This is a genomic window from Mesorhizobium sp. RCAM 06353 (genome assembly GCF_059683585.1).
Map to the genome: position 1 here is coordinate 5,596,177 of NZ_CM185031.1, position 19,369 is coordinate 5,615,545.

At 61.8% G+C, this 19,369-nt stretch carries 24 protein-coding genes; 7 read left to right on the forward strand and 17 right to left on the reverse strand.

Annotation, left to right across the window (positions count from 1 at the left end):
* Positions 1-5: 5 nt before the first annotated feature.
* Entirely contained in the window at positions 6-1,190 is a 1,185-nt protein-coding gene (locus tag AC56QX_RS27185) for an MFS transporter (protein ID WP_497111562.1), read from the reverse strand.
* Positions 1,191-1,315: 125 nt separating this feature from the next.
* Here AC56QX_RS27185 and AC56QX_RS27190 point away from each other — a divergent pair, with 125 nt between their 5' ends.
* The gene (locus AC56QX_RS27190; RefSeq protein ID WP_497111563.1) at positions 1,316-1,942 is read left to right on the forward strand and encodes a TetR/AcrR family transcriptional regulator; all 627 of its coding nucleotides are present in this window, start codon (positions 1,316-1,318) and stop codon (positions 1,940-1,942) included.
* A gap of 31 nt (positions 1,943-1,973) precedes the next feature.
* Here the strand turns inward: AC56QX_RS27190 and AC56QX_RS27195 are convergent, their stop codons facing one another.
* On the reverse strand, positions 1,974-2,825 hold the full coding sequence (locus AC56QX_RS27195; RefSeq protein WP_497111564.1) for a hypothetical protein: 852 nt from the start codon (positions 2,823-2,825) through the stop codon (positions 1,974-1,976).
* Positions 2,826-2,911: 86 nt separating this feature from the next.
* Here AC56QX_RS27195 and AC56QX_RS27200 point away from each other — a divergent pair, with 86 nt between their 5' ends.
* The 3 genes from AC56QX_RS27200 to groL all read left to right on the forward strand — a co-directional run bounded on the left by AC56QX_RS27200 (position 2,912) and on the right by groL (position 5,999).
* On the forward strand, positions 2,912-3,712 hold the full coding sequence (locus tag AC56QX_RS27200) for a class I SAM-dependent methyltransferase (protein WP_497111565.1): 801 nt from the start codon (positions 2,912-2,914) through the stop codon (positions 3,710-3,712).
* A 273-nt stretch (positions 3,713-3,985) separates the two neighbouring features.
* A complete protein-coding gene (groES, locus tag AC56QX_RS27205; protein WP_006203049.1) occupies positions 3,986-4,282 on the forward strand; it encodes a co-chaperone GroES in 297 nt (98 codons plus the stop codon).
* 61 nt (positions 4,283-4,343) lie between these two features.
* Positions 4,344-5,999, forward strand: coding sequence for a chaperonin GroEL (gene groL / locus AC56QX_RS27210; RefSeq protein WP_091577362.1), 1,656 nt, complete (start codon positions 4,344-4,346; stop codon positions 5,997-5,999).
* Positions 6,000-6,013: 14 nt separating this feature from the next.
* On the opposite strand, the gene AC56QX_RS27215 is transcribed toward groL, so the two are convergent.
* The 9 genes from AC56QX_RS27215 to AC56QX_RS27255 all read right to left on the reverse strand — a co-directional run bounded on the left by AC56QX_RS27215 (position 6,014) and on the right by AC56QX_RS27255 (position 10,235).
* Positions 6,014-6,367: a hypothetical protein gene (locus AC56QX_RS27215; RefSeq protein ID WP_497111566.1), complete on the reverse strand. Its 354-nt coding sequence runs from the start codon at positions 6,365-6,367 to the stop codon at positions 6,014-6,016.
* A gap of 98 nt (positions 6,368-6,465) precedes the next feature.
* Positions 6,466-7,077 carry a LysE family translocator gene (locus AC56QX_RS27220; RefSeq protein ID WP_497111567.1) on the reverse strand — a complete coding sequence of 204 codons (612 nt, stop codon included), beginning with the start codon at positions 7,075-7,077 and terminating at the stop codon, positions 6,466-6,468.
* A gap of 78 nt (positions 7,078-7,155) precedes the next feature.
* Positions 7,156-7,539, reverse strand: coding sequence for a YkgJ family cysteine cluster protein (locus tag AC56QX_RS27225; protein WP_497111568.1), 384 nt, complete (start codon positions 7,537-7,539; stop codon positions 7,156-7,158).
* A gap of 4 nt (positions 7,540-7,543) precedes the next feature.
* Positions 7,544-7,708 (reverse strand): hypothetical protein, encoded by a 165-nt coding sequence (locus AC56QX_RS27230; RefSeq protein WP_497111569.1) that lies wholly within the window; start codon positions 7,706-7,708, stop codon positions 7,544-7,546.
* Between the two features lies 1 nt (position 7,709).
* Positions 7,710-8,117: a hypothetical protein gene (locus AC56QX_RS27235; RefSeq protein ID WP_172230151.1), complete on the reverse strand. Its 408-nt coding sequence runs from the start codon at positions 8,115-8,117 to the stop codon at positions 7,710-7,712.
* A complete protein-coding gene (locus AC56QX_RS27240; protein ID WP_172230154.1) occupies positions 8,117-8,344 on the reverse strand; it encodes a hypothetical protein in 228 nt (75 codons plus the stop codon). The genes AC56QX_RS27235 and AC56QX_RS27240 overlap by 1 nt, the downstream gene beginning before the upstream one ends.
* Positions 8,345-8,705: 361 nt before the next feature.
* Positions 8,706-8,915: a cold-shock protein gene (locus AC56QX_RS27245; protein ID WP_010915421.1), complete on the reverse strand. Its 210-nt coding sequence runs from the start codon at positions 8,913-8,915 to the stop codon at positions 8,706-8,708.
* 300 nt (positions 8,916-9,215) lie between these two features.
* Complete coding sequence (locus tag AC56QX_RS27250) at positions 9,216-9,545, reverse strand: YciI family protein (protein WP_497111570.1); 330 nt, start codon at positions 9,543-9,545, stop codon at positions 9,216-9,218.
* A gap of 21 nt (positions 9,546-9,566) precedes the next feature.
* Complete coding sequence (locus tag AC56QX_RS27255; protein ID WP_497111571.1) at positions 9,567-10,235, reverse strand: glutathione S-transferase C-terminal domain-containing protein; 669 nt, start codon at positions 10,233-10,235, stop codon at positions 9,567-9,569.
* 211 nt (positions 10,236-10,446) lie between these two features.
* On the opposite strand from AC56QX_RS27255, the gene AC56QX_RS27260 reads away from it, so the two are divergent.
* Entirely contained in the window at positions 10,447-10,599 is a 153-nt protein-coding gene (locus AC56QX_RS27260; protein WP_497117920.1) for a CsbD family protein, read from the forward strand.
* Positions 10,600-10,653: 54 nt separating this feature from the next.
* On the opposite strand, the gene AC56QX_RS27265 is transcribed toward AC56QX_RS27260, so the two are convergent.
* Positions 10,654-11,787, reverse strand: a complete 1,134-nt coding sequence (locus tag AC56QX_RS27265; protein WP_497111572.1) for a metallophosphoesterase — start codon at positions 11,785-11,787, stop codon at positions 10,654-10,656.
* Between the two features lie 137 nt (positions 11,788-11,924).
* Here AC56QX_RS27265 and AC56QX_RS27270 point away from each other — a divergent pair, with 137 nt between their 5' ends.
* Complete coding sequence (locus tag AC56QX_RS27270) at positions 11,925-12,518, forward strand: hypothetical protein (protein WP_497111573.1); 594 nt, start codon at positions 11,925-11,927, stop codon at positions 12,516-12,518.
* Positions 12,519-12,557: 39 nt separating this feature from the next.
* Here the strand turns inward: AC56QX_RS27270 and AC56QX_RS27275 are convergent, their stop codons facing one another.
* From AC56QX_RS27275 to AC56QX_RS27285, 3 genes are all read right to left on the reverse strand, one after another.
* Positions 12,558-13,679 carry an NAD(P)/FAD-dependent oxidoreductase gene (locus AC56QX_RS27275; protein WP_497111574.1) on the reverse strand — a complete coding sequence of 374 codons (1,122 nt, stop codon included), beginning with the start codon at positions 13,677-13,679 and terminating at the stop codon, positions 12,558-12,560.
* A 58-nt stretch (positions 13,680-13,737) separates the two neighbouring features.
* A complete protein-coding gene (locus AC56QX_RS27280) occupies positions 13,738-15,279 on the reverse strand; it encodes an amino acid ABC transporter permease/ATP-binding protein (RefSeq protein WP_497111575.1) in 1,542 nt (513 codons plus the stop codon).
* A gap of 95 nt (positions 15,280-15,374) precedes the next feature.
* Entirely contained in the window at positions 15,375-16,217 is an 843-nt protein-coding gene (locus AC56QX_RS27285) for an ABC transporter substrate-binding protein (RefSeq protein ID WP_497111576.1), read from the reverse strand.
* A gap of 232 nt (positions 16,218-16,449) precedes the next feature.
* Here AC56QX_RS27285 and AC56QX_RS27290 point away from each other — a divergent pair, with 232 nt between their 5' ends.
* On the forward strand, positions 16,450-17,538 hold the full coding sequence (locus AC56QX_RS27290) for a LacI family DNA-binding transcriptional regulator (RefSeq protein ID WP_497111577.1): 1,089 nt from the start codon (positions 16,450-16,452) through the stop codon (positions 17,536-17,538).
* 22 nt (positions 17,539-17,560) lie between these two features.
* Here the strand turns inward: AC56QX_RS27290 and AC56QX_RS27295 are convergent, their stop codons facing one another.
* Together AC56QX_RS27295 and choX are read right to left on the reverse strand one after the other, a co-directional pair.
* A complete protein-coding gene (locus AC56QX_RS27295; RefSeq protein ID WP_497111578.1) occupies positions 17,561-18,397 on the reverse strand; it encodes an alpha/beta fold hydrolase in 837 nt (278 codons plus the stop codon).
* Positions 18,394-19,332, reverse strand: a complete 939-nt coding sequence (gene choX / locus AC56QX_RS27300) for a choline ABC transporter substrate-binding protein (protein ID WP_497111579.1) — start codon at positions 19,330-19,332, stop codon at positions 18,394-18,396. Before choX ends, AC56QX_RS27295 begins: the two co-directional genes overlap by 4 nt.
* Positions 19,333-19,369 lie beyond the last annotated feature (37 nt).

The window sequence follows — 19,369 nt, forward strand, 5'->3', positions numbered from 1 at the left end:
GGCGCTCACGCAACAACCCGGCGACGCCGCGCCACGAAGACAAACAGGCCAAGCAGCGCCACGCTGACCAGGGCACTGGCGGCGGCGAATTCCGGAACCGGGCGAAAATCCTTGCCGTCGATGAGCAGGGACGCCGCAACCGGCCCGATCGCCAGGCCAAAAAGCTGCGCGGCCGGCACCAGCAGCACGGCCGTGCGTGTCTCATCCGCGGTGATCGCCAGCCGGATCTGGTAGGGCACGATGAACAGCAGGATAAAGCCCATGACCAAGGCGGCGATCCAGAATGTGGTGAGGGCAGGTCCGCTGGCGAGAACCAGCGAACACAAAAGCGCCACCACACCGATCACCACAATGGCAATGCGATAATCGATACGCGCTTCGAACACGGTCGCCGTCATCGCACCCAGGACCTGCACCGCGAGGCTGGTCGAGACGATCAACCCGACGGTACGACCATCGATGCCGAATTGGGCGCCAAGGGGCTCAAGAAAGGCCCAGACCGAGCCGAAGAACATGAAGTAGCAGAAGACGCACAACAGTGCGGTGATCGAAGGGACCGTCAGCACATTGGCCAGGTTCTCGTCCTTCGGCAGATCGGCGTAATCAGCGGGGACAATGAAGGCGACGAAGAGCGACAGGACGCAGACGACCGCGAGAATGAGGAAGCCGCCAACCGATCCGGCGGCCGGGATGACATAGAGCGCCAGCAGCAGTGCTAGCGCACATTGCGCCAGCGTCTGCATGGTGACGAAAAAGCCGCCGATGCGTTCGGCACGCCGCGAACGGGCAATCAATTCGGTGGCGACTGCGACCAGGCCGCCTTCGGCAAGACCGGCCAGGGCGCGTGCCGCCATCAACGTGTTGGCGCCGGCGACATAGGCCGTCCAGACATTCGCCAGCGCGAGCAGGAGCAGCAAGATCGCACTTTTCCAGCGCATGTTGTGGGCCGAGAGCAGCATTGCGACGATCGCCGAGCCGATCGCGATGGCAATCATCTCGGCGGTGGCGACCAGCGCCAGCTCATCGCCGCTGACACGGCCTTCGGTGTAGAGGGCGCCGAGCAGGACGGGTTGCAGGCCGAGAATGAGCAGGCCGACCGACCCGATCCACAAGGCCGAGGCAAGCTGTCCGCCGGTCGGATTGCCGACCAGCCAATCGCCGCTTCCGGTATATGCGTCACCAGATGCCAAAACCGCCTCCCAACGTCCCTTGCCGGATCGCAAAAAAGCTGACAACCTGTCAGCATTTCAGAAACTGATACTTGATCATATTTCTTGTCAACCAGAATTTGCCAATGCGTGCGAAAGACCGGTGCATGACGGAAGCAAGGCGAACAGCGACCGAACCGAGGCGCAAACCCAAGCAGGAGCGCAGCCGCGAGCGCATCGACGCCATCCTGTCGACGACGATGCGGCTGATCGGCGAGAAGGGCATCGACGCCGTCACCATGAAGGAGGTCGGCATGCTGGCGGGCGGGCCGATCGCCACCGTCTATCACTACTTCCCCAACAAGTCGGCGATCCTGGCGATGCTCTACGAGCGGTTTTCGGAGGTCAGCCGCGCGCGATTGACAGCGATTATCGCCGATGTCCGCGAGCCAAAGGACGTCATCGCCGCCGCCGACCGGTTGCTTGACGACTACCTCAGCCGCGTCGCCGGCGATCCCGCCATCCAGGATCTGCAGAACGCCATCCAGGCCGACAAGGCGCTGAAGAATCTCGATATCGCCGAAACACGACATCAGGCCAAGATGTTCTGCGACCATGTCATCGCTTTGCTCGAGCCGGGCAAGCACGAGCAGTTCGAACGCATGGTTCTGCTGATCTTCCAGCTCGCCGGTGGTGTGGTGCGTCTGGCGCTTGCGGAGGGTGACGCGGAAAGCCGCCGGACCATCGAGGATTACCGGTCGATCATCCACACTCAGTTGCGGCTGTTTCTTTAGACAGGCGCAATGACGATCAGTCCGTTGTGGTCTATTTCGCCTGGCGGATAAGGCCTTCGAAGCCATCGGCCAGCTCGGCAGCGCCGGCCGCGAACATTTTCACGAGGTTCTGGGGACGGCCGGGAGTCTTGTTGGCATCAAGCAGGATGGCCCTGCCCTCATGCATGACGAAATCGAATTTCCCGTAGTCAAAGCCGAGTTCACGCCGCCGCTCGCGCATCTCGTCGGGAACCGGGACGGGCTCACGCCGGATCGTTTCCGATGCCTTGACCAGGCCGTTTGGAGAGACGTAGCGGGTGCAGCGCTCGCGCTCTCCGCAAAACACCCAGAAACGCGCAGCAAAGCCGTCGGGCTCTCTTTCCGGAATGAACTTTTCGACGACCAGATCATCGCGCTCGAAGATGCCCTCCGGGAGTTCGCTTGGAGATCCATAGACCTCATAGGGCTGCAGGGTCGGCAGATGCGGAAAAGGCGGCGGTTTGCCCGCGCGCTTCGATCGCCGGTTCAGGAGTGTCTCCGGAATACCCAGATTGTTGAGGTCACTCTTGACGATGACCGGGCCTTGCCAAGCGTCGCCTTCCGTTATCAGAGCCCCGCTGATCCGCCTTTTGGAGATATCGGACGCCCCGACATTGAGGCAGAACGGAAACCGCCTGGCATAATCGACATGGTCCGCAGGTGTCAGTGTCGCATCGACATGCAGAACCGCGATATCGGCGTCTTGTGTCTTTGACGGGCCTTGCTGGATCCGGACCGAATGGCCACGCCTTTTCAGGTCCTCCAGGACATCGAACAGCAGATAAGGGCTGCCCCTGCGCAACAGGAGGTTGCGCTTGCCCAGGAAGCGGTCATGCTCATGCGTTATAACGACGACGCGCGCCACTTCTATCCCCTTGGCTTCAATGCCCGCTTCTATTAAGCGGCTCTAATCAGTCGATGCCAGACTTTCCTGCGCTCCAACGGGTTTGAATGACAAATCATTGGGATAATTATCATCGGCACTGGAAGCTGCTGGACGCCCCGCTGCGGCCGACGGCGGAGACTGTCGGCATCTTCGATCGCGAACTCGATCTCAGGGATGCCGATGTCCTTCTGCTCGGCGTGACGCCCGAACTGGCAGTCCTGGGCAGGTCGATGTTGGCCATCGATCAATCGGCAACCATGATTTCCGGGGTTTGGGCCGGCGACAACGCCTCGCGAAGGGCGATGGCCGGCAACTGGCTCAGCCTCCCCCTGGAGCGGGCAAGTGTCGACGCCGTCATCGGCGACGGATGCCTGTCGGCGGTCGATTCCAGAGACGCCCGCCATGCTTTGTTCGCCGAAACGGCAAGGGTGCTGAAGCCCGGCAGGCGTGCGGCGATCCGCGTTTTTGCACGGCCGGAAACGGCGGAGAACCTGCGCGACATCGAGGCGCTAATCCTGGCCGGCGGGGTCGAGAATTTCCACGCGCTCAAATGGCGCATCGCAATGGCGTGCACGAGCGACGACCGCGATTTCGCAATCAAGGTGCGAACGATCCGCGACACCTTCGACAGCCTGTTCCCCGACCGCGAAGGTCTTGCCGCACGGACAGGATGGAGCATGACGTCGATCAACACGATCGATGTTTATGCCGGCTCGGACATAAGCTACAGCTTTGCGACGCTGGCCATGCTGATCGACGAAGCGAACAGCTGGTTCGGCGACGTGCGCGTCGTGCCGAGCGGCTCTTACCCGCTGGCGGAACGGTGCCCGCTTCTGGTGCTTGGATCGCCCAATGCTCGACTTTGAAACCCGGGAAATCGGCTTGCGTCTCGGACACTGACTGCCGATCAACAGGATAGCATTCGAGCAGCGTTCGGGCGGCAAGCCTTATTTTGCGCAATCGCGCGGCAGCACCAGAAAAATTTCCCACCATTGCCCCTTCCCGCGCGCCTTGACTCTCTGAGGTCGGCAGCCTATTTCAGCGCCACGTTAGCACTCGCCATTGGTGAGTGCTAACCACATGTCCGGCTTCGCCGGATGGAGGAACTGTTTCTCACCGTTCTCATCGAGGAAGAAAAAATGGCAAAGTCGAAGTTCCGCCCGCTTCATGACCGCGTGGTCGTTCGCCGGGTCGAATCCGAATCCAAGACCGCCGGCGGGATCATCATCCCGGATACGGCAAAGGAAAAGCCGCAGGAAGGCGAGATCATCGCTGTCGGCTCCGGCGCTCGTGACGAAGCTGGCAAGCTGGTCCCGCTGGACGTCAAGGCTGGCGACCGCATCCTGTTCGGCAAGTGGTCGGGCACCGAAGTCAAGCTCAATGGCGAAGACCTTCTGATCATGAAGGAATCCGACATCATGGGCATCATCGGCTGATTATCGGCCTCACCGTCAACTGAATTCGGGCTTACCCCAAGCCCCTGCCAGGAGCTAAAAAATGGCTGCTAAAGACGTAAAATTCTCCCGTGATGCCCGCGAGCGCATGCTGCGCGGCGTCAACATCCTCGCCGATGCGGTGAAGGTCACGCTCGGCCCCAAGGGCCGCAACGTCGTCATCGACAAGTCGTTCGGCGCCCCGCGCATCACCAAGGACGGCGTCACCGTCGCCAAGGAAATCGAGCTTGAGGACAAGTTCGAAAACATGGGCGCGCAGATGGTCCGCGAAGTTGCTTCGAAGACCAACGACATCGCCGGCGACGGCACCACGACCGCGACCGTTCTGGCGCAGTCGATCGTCCAGGAAGGCCACAAGGCCGTTGCCGCCGGCATGAACCCGATGGACCTGAAGCGCGGTATCGATCTGGCCGTCACCGAAGTCGTTGCGGCTCTCGGCAAGGCTGCCAAGAAGATCAAGACCTCCGAGGAAGTTGCCCAGGTCGGCACCATCTCGGCCAATGGCGACGAGTCGGTCGGCAAGATGATCGCGGAAGCGATGCAGAAGGTCGGCAACGAAGGCGTCATCACCGTTGAGGAAGCCAAGACCGCCGAGACCGAACTCGAAGTCGTCGAAGGCATGCAGTTCGACCGCGGCTACCTCTCGCCCTACTTCGTCACCAACGCCGACAAGATGGTTGCCGAGCTCGAGGACGTCTACATCCTGCTCCACGAGAAGAAGCTCTCCAACCTCCAGGCCATGCTGCCGGTTCTCGAAGCCGTCGTGCAGACCTCCAAGCCGCTGCTCATCATCTCGGAAGACGTCGAAGGCGAGGCTCTGGCCACGCTGGTCGTCAACAAGCTGCGTGGCGGCCTGAAGATCGCCGCCGTCAAGGCTCCGGGCTTCGGTGATCGCCGCAAGGCCATGCTGGAAGACATCGCCATCCTGACCGGTGGCCAGGTCATCTCGGAAGACCTCGGCATCAAGCTCGAGAACGTCGGCCTCAACATGCTCGGCCGCGCCAAGAAGGTGTCGATCTCCAAGGAGAACACCACCATCGTCGACGGCGCCGGCAAGAAGGCCGAGATCCAGGGCCGCGTTGCCCAGATCAAGCAGCAGATCGAAGAGACCACTTCGGACTACGACAAGGAGAAGCTGCAGGAACGTCTCGCCAAGCTGGCGGGCGGCGTTGCCGTCATCCGCGTCGGCGGTGCGACGGAAGTCGAAGTCAAGGAAAAGAAGGACCGCGTCGATGACGCCCTCAACGCGACCCGCGCGGCCGTGGAAGAAGGCATCGTTGCAGGCGGTGGCGTTGCTCTCCTGCGCGCTTCGGCCAACATCAAGGCCACCGGCGCCAATGCCGACCAGGCTGCTGGCATCAACATCGTGCGTCGCGCACTGCAGGCTCCGGCCCGTCAGATCGCCTCGAACGCCGGTGCGGAAGCTTCGATCGTTGCCGGCAAGATCCTTGAGAACAAGGGCGCGACCTTCGGCTACAACGCCCAGACCGGCGAATATGGCGACATGATCGCCATGGGTATCGTCGATCCGGTCAAGGTTGTCCGTACGGCTCTCCAGGACGCGGCTTCGGTCGCCGGCCTGCTCGTCACCACCGAAGCCATGATCGCGGAGGCTCCGAAGAAGGAGTCGGCTGGCGGCGGCATGCCTGGCGGCATGGGCGGCGGCGGCATGGGCGGCATGGGCGGCATGGACTTCTAATCCAGCCAACCTGGCTATGCATACGAAAGGGCGGCAGCGATGCCGCCCTTTTTGTTTTCGGAAAAAATCGCATCGGGCGACTGCATGATCGCAATCTTCGCGCCGAACGAATGCAATCCCAACCCTATGCCCCGCGCGATGACGCCCGATGCCGCGCCAATTGCCATTGCCACCAACAGCAGGATGGCGAAAGGCCCGTCGGCAGAGCTGTCGACCCATAGAAAGCCGAAGGCGGCGACCATGACGACGGCGCAAATGGGGAGACACACGCCGTTTGGCATCACCACCGCTACGAAGAAGGGCACGAACAGAAACAGGATCACAGGCGTCAGCAAAACAGGCACTCCTCGCCGTTGGCCGATTGCCATTTGCTTTGCCTAGGAGCGCGGGACATGGCGAGCCGGATCAAGAGCCGTGCAGATGCCGCGTAGATTTTCAGCACAGGCGTGGACTGGATCGGTGGTCCCTACCGGTCCGCCAGCGCGAGCTTGGCGCCGAGCATGACGAAGGCGCCTGCAAATGTCCTGCGCATCCAGGTCAGCACCATTGGCCGCGAGGCGACGTGGCTGCGGATTGAAGCGGCGAAGATGCCGTAGCCGACGAAAACCACGAAGGTCAAAAGCATGAAGACGCTGCTCAGTTCCAGCATCTTCGACAGCGCATTGGGTTCGGTGGTGCTGACGAATTGCGGCAGGAAGGCGAAGAAGAAGATCGACAGTTTCGGATTGAGCACGTTGACGAGGATGCCAGTGGCGATCACCTTGCCGGCCGAGCGCGGCGCGACATTGTCCTCAACACTGAGCCCGCCCTTCTCCTTCAGCGTGTTCCAAGCCATGTAGAGCAGATAGGCGACGCCGAGATATTTCAGCGTCTCGAAGGCGACCGCGCTGGTGTGCAGCAGTGCCGCCAGGCCGGTGATGGCGGCAGCCATATGCGGGATGATGCCGAGCGTGCAGCCAAAGGCTGCAATGATCGAGGCCCGCGCACCGTGCGAAAGTCCGGCGCTTAGCGTGTAGAGAACGCCGGTGCCGGGCGAGGCCACGACGATCAGCGACGTCAACAGAAATTCGATGCTCACGATGGATTTCCTCCGACGCCCTGCCCTGTTGCAGCGTAGCCAGCAAGGAGGGTGCGCACAAGCCACCGGCAATCGTTGCTAAGAGGTCGGAAATCCGTGCGCCCGGCGCGCCATAAGGCACTCCTCGTCGCCAGGCATGCAGGCCCGACAGACATCCGGGCGCAATTCGTAGATGCCGCATGCGGTCGATTTGCCGACTTCGCCCGACAGCGCCGAGCAGCGCGCGCCGTCACAGCGCATGCCGGACAGGTCGGCCGCCACATATTTTTCCGGGATCCGCTCCAATTGCGCTTCATCCTCGGTGGAGAAGCGTGGCCATTCGGCCGAATAGGAACAGCAGGCGCCGCAGCTCTGGCAGTCAAACGCGGGAGCGGTCTCGCGTTGCGACGACGAAAGGTTTGCTGCAGCGACCAGCGCAAGCAGCCCCGGCACGGCCGGATTGCGATCGGCGTCCTGCGGCAAGGCGCTATTTCTTCTTAGCCGTCTTGCCCTTCGGTGCGTCCGCCGGCGACTTGAACAGGTCGGTCGCGGCGTCGGCAGGTTCACCGGCCTTCGCGGCAACCGGCTTGGCCGGCTTTGCAGCGGGGGCCGGCGCTGCCGGCTGATCCTTGGTGGAGAATTTTATGGCCATGTCAGTCCTCGTCGACGAAACGCGATGATGGTGCGCGCGGATTGCGCAAGCGGCCGATCAGCGCCGAAACCGCCGTGATGTTCATTTCCTCGGGCGACCAGTTCTTTACCGCCTCAATGTGATGCGGCGCCAATTCGCGATGCGTGCTGCCGCTGTAGGCGGCATCCTGATAGGTCACCCGCTCATGAGTCTTGGCGTCTTCGCGGACATATTCGATCAGATAGTTCGGGCACTCGGCACGGCCGCGCACGCCGACGCGCACCTGGGCATCGCCATGGGCGCGCTTGCAGCGTTCAAGCTTCTCCAGCACGCGCCGGACATACTCGACCGGCTTGTCGAGACCTTCGACCATGTCGGCGATGGTCGCATCGGCGGCGATCGGCGTTGGCGGTACGCGCTTGGTGGCCATCAGCGTTTTCCGGCTCGTTTCGGCAGCGCCGCGAGTGCTGCGGCCGCGGCCATCTCGTCAGCTTCCTTTTCCAGGCGCAGTTCGCGCAAGCGTGCGGTCTTGGCTTCCCGCGCTTCGCTGACGGCGTCGCGCTCGGACATGATGCGGCCAAGCGACATCGACTGGGTTTGCGTCTTGCTGAACAGCGACACCGCCGGATCGGCGGCTGTCTTCGAATGGGCGGTCAAAATCTTTCTCCTGTCAGGAGCCTGGTGCCGTCAGGGCGAGACCGGGTCTTCGGTCAGGACCACACACTAAGCAAACGGCAGCGGGGCAATACGGCAGCGGATTCTAATTGCTGGAGCGTCCCTTAGCACGTTCGGCCCGATGCGCAGCGCATTTTCGACGGCAACAAGCGTAAAATGAAAAAGGCCAGGCACCGCCTGACCTTCCATGGGAGCAACCGCGCATCCAGATGGATGCACAGGAGACACTCCTCTCATGCGCATGATGTGCCTTGGAAACTCAGGTTTCCGTGGCCACGCGCCAGAATTCGCCAATCACCGGTGCCAGTACATCCGTGGTCACCGGGACAGCTGAATTCTTTCTTCAGGCCGCCTTCAACTGGTCGGCGGACATCTTGCCCGACTTGTTGTCGCGGACCATCTCGTAGCCGAGCTTCTGGCCCTCGACGATGTCGCGCATGCCGGCGCGCTCTACGGCCGAGATGTGGACGAAAACGTCGGCCGAGCCGTCGTCAGGCTGAATAAAACCAAAACCTTTGGTGGCGTTGAACCATTTAACTGTGCCGGTGCTCATGACGAACCCTTTCCATGGCAAATATTCGTTAATCGCGGTGCGAATGCACAACGATTTTTGTCTCGATTTTTGATGTGGGAAGTTCGTCAAAGACGCGCTCGAAAGCGCGGATAACAAAAGTCAGTCAAACAAATATCGACGAAGTTCTTGTAGAGGCATTTTGCGGCGATGTCAAATTCTACCCGTGTGAGCTTGAAAACACGTGCTCAAGCCGCCGCCCGGTGCAGCCATAAAACCAGGCGGCGAATGCCCTGGCGCCCACCTCACGCCTTTTCCAGCAACCTGCTTATACCCATAGGCCTACATGATCGTGCTGATCATCGGCAGGATCTCATAGCGAAAGCCGCGACCTGACTTTGCCACTGGATCGCCATCGGTCACCGCCCTTGCCTCGGCCTCGCTGCCGGCACGCAGGATCAGCAGACCCCAAGGGCCGGCCGGGTCGGCAACGGGACCGGCCATGATCATCACGCCCTCGCGAAGCTTGCCGCGCAGGTAGTCGGCATGCCGGCCCATCAGTTCCCTTTCCTCCTCCGTCATGGTGAAGGCGAAGTCCGGACGCGGCGGGATCAGCCGGCAATGGAAGATCCGTGGCACTGTTGCCTCGCGCGGTCCGTCATTGCTGGCCATGGGTCCCTCCCCTCAGTCGACCTATTCATCCGGACCCGGTTCCGGCCACGGCTCTTTCGCCGCTTCCGCGTACCATTGCCGCATCGCCGGTGTTGCCAGCACGGCATCGACATAGGCACGTGTATCCGGGGCCAATTCGCCGCCATAGGTGTCGAATCGGGTGACGACGGGCGCGTACATGGCATCGGCCGCGGTGAAATGGCCAAACAGGAACGGGCCGCCCTTGCCGTATTGTCCGCGACACTCGCGCCACAGCGCTTCGATGCGCGCCCGCTGCACTTCCCCTTCGGCGTCGAGCGGCTTGTGGCCTTTCGGCCGCCGCAAATTCATCGGCCAGCCATAGCGGACCTCGCGAAAGCCGGAATGCATCTCGGTCGCCGCCGCGCGTGCCAGCGCGCGGGCGCCGATATCGGCCGGCCAGAGTTTTTTGTCGGGAAACAGGTCGGCAAGATACTCAAGGATGGCAAGGGTTTCCCAGATGATCCTGCCATTGTGATTCAAGGGCTTGTGAACCAGGACGGGCACCTGGCCGGTCGGCGACACTTTCGCCAGATTGGCAAAGGTCTCGGGCGTGCGCAGCCGCACAACGCTTTCCTCGAACGGGATCTCCAGATGCCTCATCGCCACCCATGGCCGCAGCGACCATGAGGAGAAGCATTTGTTGCCGATGTAGAGCTTGAATTCCGTCATTTTTCTCCCCTTGCGCACGATTGGTCGGCGCATGCTCACAGCCTAGCCTGTCAATCTTGCCGCCGGAAGCGCTTGCGCGTGTTTCGTCTGCTTCCGATGGGATGCCTGGAACCTAAACGATGCCAGTCCGTTTGTTCGCGCGGACGAATTCAGCGGAATTCAAAGACCCCCAGGAGATGCGAAAGTGGTGAACAGGGATCAGGTTGCCGGCATGGCCAAGCAGATCAAAGGCTCGGTAAAACAGGCCGCCGGCAAGGCGACCGGCAACAGGCGGACCCAGGTTGAAGGCATGGCCGACAAGGTCGCTGGCAAAGTGCAGAAGGCCTATGGCGACGTGAAGGACAAGGTCAAGAAGGCGTTCTGATCCCACACCGAGAAAATGCTCCCATGAAAAAAGCGGTCGCCAAGGCCGTCTTTTTCATGTGCTCCAGCCTTTGCTGAAAGCGTTGGTGAAGGTGACCCCGCCGTGGTCATCGGTCGCCTCCCCAAGCACCACGTCCATGCCATCGCTGGTCACCCTGGCCACGGCGAAACCGCCCATATAGGCCGCCTTCGGCTTGAACAGGTCGAGCCCGTCGCGACGATAGATCAGCGAGGCGTCATGCTGATGGCCGTGGAAGATGCCGACGACATTGTAGCCCTTCAGCGCCGTCAGAAGCGCCTGCCTGTCGGCCTCGCCCCACCAGTGCGGCGGGCCGGCGCCGTTGTCGTCATAGGTGCGCTTGGCAGTATCCCACCGCTCCGTCGAAAACGCGTCCCAGCCATAGTGCTGGAACAGGATGACCGGGCGGCCATCCGCCGCGTAGGTCGCCAGATCCTGCTTGAGCCACAGCAGGCTGCTTTCGGCGCCATGGCCGGTGTCACCGGCGAAACGATGCGTCTGGACGAGATGCAGGCCGCCCCAGTCCCATGAATAGCAGTCGGTGTCGACATCGTAGTCGGTGGCCGGCACGGGCGGCTTGAAGAACACGCCGGCGCGGTGGTTGACCTCGACATAGTCGCGCAGTTCGCGCCGATACCAGTCGACATGGTGCGGCGGACCGTTCTGGTCGAGATCGTGGTTGCCGAGCCCGACATAGACCGGCATGTGGACGCGATCCGGGCCAACGCCCTGGCTGTAGCGCTGGCTGAATTGCAGCAGCTGCGTGCCCTCGCTCGGCTGGGTGATCTGGCCGCCGCCATCGTCGGTGATGTCGCCGCCGACGACAAGGCCGAGCGGCATGCCGATGCGGCTACCGGCCGAACGCAAGCCCGTGGCGACGCCGTTGATGTCGGCCGGCCAGTCCTTGTCACCGATGGCGTTCAGTGCTGCCACGTTGCGCAGCAGCGCGGCGTCGGTCTTGCCCTCCAGCTGACAATTGGGGCTCAGGCCGCTTGCCATGCGGCAGGCATGGACATCGGCGATGAACAGGAAGGTGGCGTCGATCGGCTGGATGCGTTGCCCAGTCTGGCTGAATGCCGGGCGTGACAGCGCACCAGCCGCGGCAAGGCCAGCGGCCTGCATCAGAAAGCTGCGTCGTGAAAGCAATTTTGGCCGCCGGTGATTCATCATCGGCGGAATTCAGCACAAGCGGCGTCTGTCCGTCCAGTTTCGGCAATGTCGCGGCTGCCCTTACCATCGACATCGCAATGAACGTCTGCCATTTCTACCTGCACTTGCATTCTATTTGGAAGATACGGGGGAATGTTATGAAAAGCGCGTCTATCGGCATGGCATTGGCGGTTTTGCTGCCGACAAGTGTTGCGCTTGCCGGCCCGTGCGTCGATGCGAAGTCCGCGAAAAATGGGTTCATCCTGGCGCGGCCCGGGATCCAAAGCGAGTTCCGGCCCGTGGCGGGTGGAATGATCTCCGTCACCAACACCTACGAGTCGCAATCACCGCAAAAGCAGTTCCTGTTCGCCGGCCTGATCGAGGTTTTTCGCGACAGCGACACCGGCCGGCTGGCGATGATCCCGTTTTCCGATCTGCGAAAACTGTTTCCGCTGAAGACGGGAGCCAAAAGTACGATCGAGTTCGTCGAGCTGTCGCCGGACAAGCAGCCTAAGGCCACCAAGACCCTGACGCTGGTGGTCAAGGGCAAGGAAACCTTCAGCCTGGGCGACTGCAAATACAATGTGCTCGCCGTCAACGAGACCTTCAAGAATGGGGCCGGCGAGACGCTCGATGCATTCACCGCGCTCTATGCGCCCGATCTGCAAGCCGGCCTTGCCCGGCGCTACGATGAAGGCACGGGTGCGGAATCGGTCAACGGCTATGAGACGATAAAGCCGCTGGCCGAGTAGAGGGTCTATAGTGCGCAAGAAGCCTTTGGACTGGTCTGATCAAAAGCGGCTTGGACGGAAGTTCGCAAGCAGCGGATGTTCATTGCCGCTGGCGATCTCGCCGGCAAGCAGTTCGCCGGCAATCAGGCCAAGCGTTGCGCCGCTGTGGCTGAAGGCGACGTAGTATCCCTCGATGTCCTTCAACCGACCGAAGACCGGCTCGCCGTCTCCGGGGATCGGCTTGGGCCCAACCCCGTAGCTCTCCAATTCCAACTTTGGATGACCTTCGAGAACATTCGAAGCTTCGTCGAGAAGCCCCTGAACCGTCGAATCCCTCACGCTATATGTGCCGTCCGAATTGACGACCACCTCTTCTTCCGACCAGGCGGAATCGAGCGCGAGGGCTCCATTCGGCGTCGGCCGGATGGCGACGCGCGGCGTGTTGAGCACGGCCCGAAGCGGCAAGTTGGCGGGCTTGGTCCTGACCAGCAAAGCGATCGGCGTCCCGTCGGCGATATACCGGCCGGCGTCCGCAACCATTCGCGGCACATCACCGCCGGTCGCCAACAGCACCGCGTCGGCGGCAAAGCTGATGCCGCGTGTCGTAATGACGCCAGTGGCGCGGCCGTCGACGACCGTGACAGCGGCGCTTCCGGCGTCGGTGACCAGTTGCCCGCCACGCTTCACGAATTCCGCAATCAGTATCTCGATCAGCGACGGCAGGTCGACCCAGCCCTCGCCCGGGTTGAAGATCGCGCCTTGAGGCGTTACGGCGCTTGCGGAGACACCTGGCGTGACTGACGCTATGGCGTCCGCGGACAGATGTTGCGCATCATAGCCAAGGGCCTTTTCATGAGCGAAGACATCCGCGATCTCGTTCGAGGCGTCGTCCGCATCCCATGTCAGGCCACCGTCGAAACGCAGCCAGGCTGCATCCGGATATCTCGCCGACAGCGTCCGGTAGCGGTCGATCCCGATCATGCGCAGGCGATGATACTCGGCCGATCGCTTGCGCGCGGAATTGAGCCAGGCGAGCGAGCGGCCGGAAGCTCCCTTGGCGAGCGGTCCATCATTGACCAGAACGGTTTCGATGCCGAGCCTTGCAAGATGAACGGCCGAGGAGACCCCGAAGATGCCGCCGCCGACAACAACGACCTTCGAGACCTGATGTAACGTAGCCATGGGATATCTTTCACTGGTGGAGGTTGGATTGGGCGGCCGTCTCAGGGCTCATGCGCGATCAAAGCACTTCGGCAAGGAAGTGCTTCAGACGTGTGCTTTTCGGCGTGTCGAAGATCGCAGCAGGCGTGCCGGCCTCGATGACGCGGCCTTCATCCATGAAGACGACCTGATCGGCGACCTTGCGGGCAAAGCCCATTTCATGGGTGACCACAACCATTGTCATGCCGCGCCGGCCGAGGTCCGCCATGAGGTTGAGCACACCCTTCACCAGTTCGGGATCGAGTGCGCTCGTCACTTCGTCGAACAGGATGACCTCCGGGTCCATTGCCAGTGCACGAGCGATCGCCACGCGCTGCTGCTGGCCACCGGACAGGCTTCCGGGACGATGGTGTTTGCGGGCGGCAAGCCCGACATCGGCAAGGCGTGCCTCGGCGATGCGCTCGGCTTCCTGTGTCGAGAGGCCTTTTACCTTGGTCAGCGACAGCATGACGTTTTCGAGGGCCGTATGGTCGGGAAACAGGTTGAATTGCTGGAAAACCATGCCGACGCGCCGGCGCAGTTTTTCAGGCTTCATCGCTAGGATGCTGGCGCCATCCAGCAGCACGTCACCGCCCTTGGGCTCGACCAGGCGGTTGAGGCAGCGCAGCAAGGTCGACTTGCCCGAACCTGATGGACCAATGACGCATGTGACCGTGCCCGGCTTGACCGTCAGGCTGACGCCTTTGAGAACATCGAGATCGCCGTAGGCCATGTCGAGATCGGTGACGGCGAGACTGCCGCCCTTGAACCGGGGCAGCGCCGAGCTGCCTTCCGGGCTGGCCTCGGAGAGTGGGCTGCTGACGGCGCTCTCCAACTCGCTCACTTCGGCGAGACCGCTGGTGACGAGGCCGGCCTTCTGCTTTCCGACCCGCAGCGAGTTGTCGATGTAGTTGACCACATGGGTCAACGGCACGGTGATGACGAGATAGAAAACGCCGGCCAGAAGCAATGGCGAGAGGTTTCCGGTGACCACCGCCTGGTCCTGGCCGACACGGAAAATCTCTCGCTCCGACGCGAGCAGACCGAGGAAATAGACAAGGCTCGAATCCTTGACGTTGCCGATGAACTGGTTGACCAGCGCCGGCAGAACCCGGCGGATGCCTTGCGGTATCACGATCAGGCGCATGCCTTGGCCGTAGCTCATGCTGAGCGCCCTGCAGGCCTCCATCTGCCCGCGCTCGACGCTCTGGATGCCCGAGCGGAAGATTTCGCCGATATAGGCGCCGGCGATCAGGCTGAGGGCGAGAATGCCGAGCGGAAAGGGCGAAGGCCCGAAGATTTCACGGCCGATGCGGGCGAAGCCCTGGCCGATCAGCAGAATCGTGACGATCGCCGGAAGGCCACGGAAAATATCGGTGTAGACCCGGGCGGGAATGCGCAGCCAGCGCGATTGCGAGATACCCATGACCGCCAGGATCATGCCGAGAATAACACCCAGTACCGTGGACGCGGCCGCGAGGATCAAGGTGTTCTTCAAGCCGATGGTGATCATGCTCGGCAGCACGTCCGCCATGGCCTGCCAGTCGAGGAAACTGCGCCGCAGGTTTTCGAGCCAGTCCATTCAGTCCCCTTTCAGTTGCGCTGTCTGCATCGTCCGGCATCAAGGACGGCAGCGTAGGTCCGGCCGCCAGCATAAAGGCCAGCGGCCGGGTGCGGTTACTTCTTGGGGAGATACTGGTCGGGCATCGGCGAACCAGGGAACCACTTCTCGTAGAGCGTCTTCCAGGTGCCGTCCTGCATGGCCGCATGAAGGGCAGTGTTCAATGCCTCGCGGAACTTGTCGTTGCCCTTGCGCACCACGAAACCAGCCGGTGCGTCAAAGGAAGGAATATTGACCGCGATCTTCAGGTTCGGATAGCGAACGCCATAGTCCTTGGCGGCCTCGTAGTCGAGGAAATGCGCGTCGACAGTTCCGTTGTTGAGTGCTGAAACGGCGGAGTTATTGTCGGGGAATTTGACGAGATCGGTTCCGACAAAGTTCTTCGCCGCGTAGATTTCCTGGAGCGTGCCCTGCACGACGCCGAGGCGCTTGCCCTTGAGCCCGTCCGCCGATGTGATCGCCTTGTCGGCGGTAAGCACAGAGAGATAGCCTGCAAGATACCCGTCAGAAAAGTCGACGGTCTTCTTGCGTGCTTCCGTCGTACCGATCGCAGCGACCGCGACATCGAATCGTTCGTTCGCAACCGAAGGCATCAGCGCCGAGAATTCCTGGCCGGTGAAGATCACCTGGTCCGGCTTGAAACCAAGGCGGCTCGCCACATTGCGGAACAATTCGATGTCGAAGCCGGTGAACGTGCCATCCGCCTGGGTAAAAGCGTAGGGTTTGGCATCGCCCATGGTACCAACGCTGATAACTTTCGCATCAATAAGACCATAGGGATTGTCATCCGCGGCGGCCGCTCCCGAAACCAACCCGGCGCCGATGCACACGGTCATAAGGGCCATCGCACCAATCCGGACCGGTGACATCAACGATTTGAGGATTCCTGTCCTGCTCATGTCTTCTCTCCACTCTGAAGGTCTGTTCTTCTTGATATTTACGTCCAGCCCGCCATCTCGCGCCTGACATCGCCCGCCGCCGCGACCGCGACATATGCGGGGACGTCCGTTACGCCTCCTGGCTCGCAATTTTCTAAAAGAGACCGGTCTCTTATTGCTTGAGACCGGTCTCTTTGATAATCGTTATCGCCAGATTGACCTTCCGTCAACAACTCTTGTAGTCGTTCATCCAATGAAAAGAACCGCGCCCAAGACCCAGTCGATAACGGTCAGCGATGTCGCCCGCGCGGCAAAGGTGTCGAAAGCGACAGCCGCGCGCGTGCTTGGCGGATATGGCGTCGTCAGCGACATGATCCGCGCTGATGTCATGGCCGCGGCCAAGGCACTGGACTACCGTCCGAACGAACTGGCTCGCAGCATGACGACCGGCCGGTCCGGCATCATCGGGGTGGTTGTCGGCGACATCGAGAACCCCTTCTTCAGCCTCGCGGTGCGCGGGATCAGCGACGCGGCAAGGGCAGCCGGGTTCAACGTCATTCTGGCCAACTCCGGCGAGAGGATCGAGGTTGAAAAGGCAGCCGTGCGGCTGTTGATCGGCAAGCGCGTCGACGGGCTGATCGTCACTCCGGCGGAATCGCGTGACATCTCACACCTGCGCGACATCCATCGTTCAGGCCGGCCGCTGGCCCTGCTCGACAGGGCGCTGCCCGATCTGGATGTCGATACGGTCACGGTCGACGATCGCGGCATCGCCATTCGGGCGACTCGCATTCTTGTGGATGCCGGACACCGCAACATCGCCTATGTGACCGCCGTCGACGCAGAAGGGCATGAGTACCGCGATCTCGGGCAAATCTACACCTCATCGGTTCGCGAGCGCATCGACGGTTTCCTCACCGTGTGCCAGGATGCTGGAATTGATCGGCCAGAACGCTATGTTCGCCTTGGTGCAACAAGCCTCGCCGAAACGCGCAGGGTTGCCGACGAGATGCTGTCCGGGCCGGATCGGCCGACGGCGATCCTTGCCTCCGACAGCGTCATAGCACTGGAGATATTCCGGGTGATCCGCGAGCGCGGCTTGCGGATTCCCGAGGACATTTCGCTGATCACCTTCCATGATGCGGACTGGACGAGCGTGACAACGCCACCCATTACCGTCATCGACCAGCCTGTCTACGCGCTTGGCAAGAGTGTCGCTGAATTGCTCATTCGGCGATTGAAGGGAGATCTGCGCCCGGCGGAAAGGCTCATTCTGCCAACATCGATCTTTGAGCGCGGCTCCGTTGGCCCGCCCTCAGACGCCATTGTCAAGCGCACGTAGCGCGGCTGCGATTGGTCGGGCGCTAGGCTTCAAATGCCTCGACAATGGCTCCGGCGACAAAGGCCGGGTCCTCCCAATGCGGGTTGTGGCCACACGCTTCGGCACGCACAAGGCTCGCCCCGGCCAGGCAACGCGACAGCACCTGCTGATGCGCCTCGCCAAACAGCGGGTCGCACGCGCCGGCGATGATCAGCGTTCGGGTCCGAACCGCTTGCGCCGCACCGGTCAGGTCAGCCCGGCAAATCTCCTCCAGCATGGCGCGCCAGCGCGCCGCGGGGATTGCCGATGCATCTTTCGCCAGGCCGGCGAGAAACGGCTGGGGCACGCCCGGCCGGCAGGCATGCCACCAGGCATAGAACGGGTCGGCCGGCGATATCGGGTCCCGCAGAGCCTGGACACCCGCGACGAGCGGATGATCGCGGGCGAAATCGGGCTTCAACGTGCCGGCCAGGAGCACCAGTCCCCCAATGAGATCGTTGTGCCGCGCGGCCAGAGCGATGGCCACCATGGCGCCCAGCGAATGGCCAACGACGACAGACCGGTCGAGCCGCAAATGCGGGATCAGCCCTGCAATGTCGTCGGCAAAGTCGGCAATGCCGAAACCCCTGCCCACTTGTGACGCGCCGTGACCGCGCAGGTCGGGCATGATCAGCCGACGGCCGACCAGATGCGGCGCCAGGAGCGAAAAGCTGCGGCTGGTGTCGGTGAAGCCATGCAGAAGCAACAGCGCCGGTTCGGCGCCAGCAATCTCGACATAGGCGATCTCGAGGCCGGCGAGATCGACGAATTGCTTGCGGCCGGCCCAGGCATCCTGCTCCGCCCAGGCATTCGGGGCCGCTTCCAGCGCGACCGATGTCACAGGCCAAGCTTCTCCTTGACCGCGGCAAGGCCGGGCTTGCCGTCGACGGTGGTGACGCCGGCAAGCCAGGCGTCGAGGCGGGCCTTGTTCGCCGTGATTGCCTTCAGCGCCCCGTCCTCCGGCTTCATGCCGTCATTGATCAGATAACCCATGCCGACATTTTCGATATCGATGTCGAAGGTGAGGTTTTTCAGGAATTTCGCGACGTTCGGGCACTGCTCGAGATAGCCCTTGCGCACCTGCGTCGTCACTGTCGCGGCACCGAAGTTCGGGCCGAAAAACTTGTCGCCACCGGTCAGATATTTGAAATCGTACATGGTGTTCATCGGATGCGGGGCCCAGCCCTGGAAGACGATGAACTGCTTCTCCTTGATCTCGTAGCCGACCTCGGAAAGCATGCCGGCTTCACTCGACTCGACCACTTGCCAGCCGTCGAGACCAAGCGAAGGGTCGGCGATTGCGTCCATCATCAACTGGTTCGACCCGGGCTCGATGCCGTACATTTTCTTGCCGAACTTGTCGGCAAACTTGTGCAGGTCGGCAAAATCCTTGACGCCGGCATCCCAGACATAGGTCGGCACGGCGAAGGTGTATTTGGCGCCTTCGAGATTGACGCGCACATTCTCGACCGAGCCATCCTTCTTGTAGGGCTCGTAATAGGTGACCATGGCCGGATCCCAATAGCCGAGGAACAGATCCAGATCGTTGTTCTTCATGCCTTCGTAGATGACGTTGATGCCCAGCACCGAGCTTTGCGGCTGGTAGCCGAGCGCACCGAGCAGGACATTGGCGACGCCGGTGGTGAAGGCAAGATCGTTCCAGCCGGGTTCGGCCATGCGGACCGCCCTGCACTGCTCGGCCTCTGCCGCCTGGGCCGCATGGGCGCTCAGCATTAGGGCTGCAAGACAGACGCCATTTGCAAGCATGCGGACCATTTCGATTCTCCTCGTCATCACGGTCGCCATCATTGTA

What these genes read in the sequence shown, in the direction of transcription:
- AC56QX_RS27190 (WP_497111563.1), top strand. Translation starts at nt 1,316, where the DNA reads ATGACGGAAGCAAGGCGAACAGCGACCGAACCGAGGCGCAAACCCAAG.
- AC56QX_RS27200 (WP_497111565.1), top strand. Translation starts at nt 2,912, where the DNA reads ATGACAAATCATTGGGATAATTATCATCGGCACTGGAAGCTGCTGGAC.
- groES (WP_006203049.1), top strand. Translation starts at nt 3,986, where the DNA reads ATGGCAAAGTCGAAGTTCCGCCCGCTTCATGACCGCGTGGTCGTTCGC.
- groL (WP_091577362.1), top strand. Translation starts at nt 4,344, where the DNA reads ATGGCTGCTAAAGACGTAAAATTCTCCCGTGATGCCCGCGAGCGCATG.
- AC56QX_RS27215 (WP_497111566.1), bottom strand. Translation starts at nt 6,367, where the DNA reads ATGGCAATCGGCCAACGGCGAGGAGTGCCTGTTTTGCTGACGCCTGTG.
- AC56QX_RS27230 (WP_497111569.1), bottom strand. Translation starts at nt 7,708, where the DNA reads ATGGCCATAAAATTCTCCACCAAGGATCAGCCGGCAGCGCCGGCCCCC.
- AC56QX_RS27235 (WP_172230151.1), bottom strand. Translation starts at nt 8,117, where the DNA reads ATGGCCACCAAGCGCGTACCGCCAACGCCGATCGCCGCCGATGCGACC.
- AC56QX_RS27245 (WP_010915421.1), bottom strand. Translation starts at nt 8,915, where the DNA reads ATGAGCACCGGCACAGTTAAATGGTTCAACGCCACCAAAGGTTTTGGT.
- AC56QX_RS27250 (WP_497111570.1), bottom strand. Translation starts at nt 9,545, where the DNA reads ATGGCCAGCAATGACGGACCGCGCGAGGCAACAGTGCCACGGATCTTC.
- AC56QX_RS27255 (WP_497111571.1), bottom strand. Translation starts at nt 10,235, where the DNA reads ATGACGGAATTCAAGCTCTACATCGGCAACAAATGCTTCTCCTCATGG.
- AC56QX_RS27260 (WP_497117920.1), top strand. Translation starts at nt 10,447, where the DNA reads ATGGCCAAGCAGATCAAAGGCTCGGTAAAACAGGCCGCCGGCAAGGCG.
- AC56QX_RS27265 (WP_497111572.1), bottom strand. Translation starts at nt 11,787, where the DNA reads ATGATGAATCACCGGCGGCCAAAATTGCTTTCACGACGCAGCTTTCTG.
- AC56QX_RS27270 (WP_497111573.1), top strand. Translation starts at nt 11,925, where the DNA reads ATGAAAAGCGCGTCTATCGGCATGGCATTGGCGGTTTTGCTGCCGACA.
- AC56QX_RS27275 (WP_497111574.1), bottom strand. Translation starts at nt 13,679, where the DNA reads ATGGCTACGTTACATCAGGTCTCGAAGGTCGTTGTTGTCGGCGGCGGC.
- AC56QX_RS27280 (WP_497111575.1), bottom strand. Translation starts at nt 15,279, where the DNA reads ATGGACTGGCTCGAAAACCTGCGGCGCAGTTTCCTCGACTGGCAGGCC.
- AC56QX_RS27285 (WP_497111576.1), bottom strand. Translation starts at nt 16,217, where the DNA reads ATGAGCAGGACAGGAATCCTCAAATCGTTGATGTCACCGGTCCGGATT.
- AC56QX_RS27290 (WP_497111577.1), top strand. Translation starts at nt 16,450, where the DNA reads ATGAAAAGAACCGCGCCCAAGACCCAGTCGATAACGGTCAGCGATGTC.
- choX (WP_497111579.1), bottom strand. Translation starts at nt 19,332, where the DNA reads ATGGTCCGCATGCTTGCAAATGGCGTCTGTCTTGCAGCCCTAATGCTG.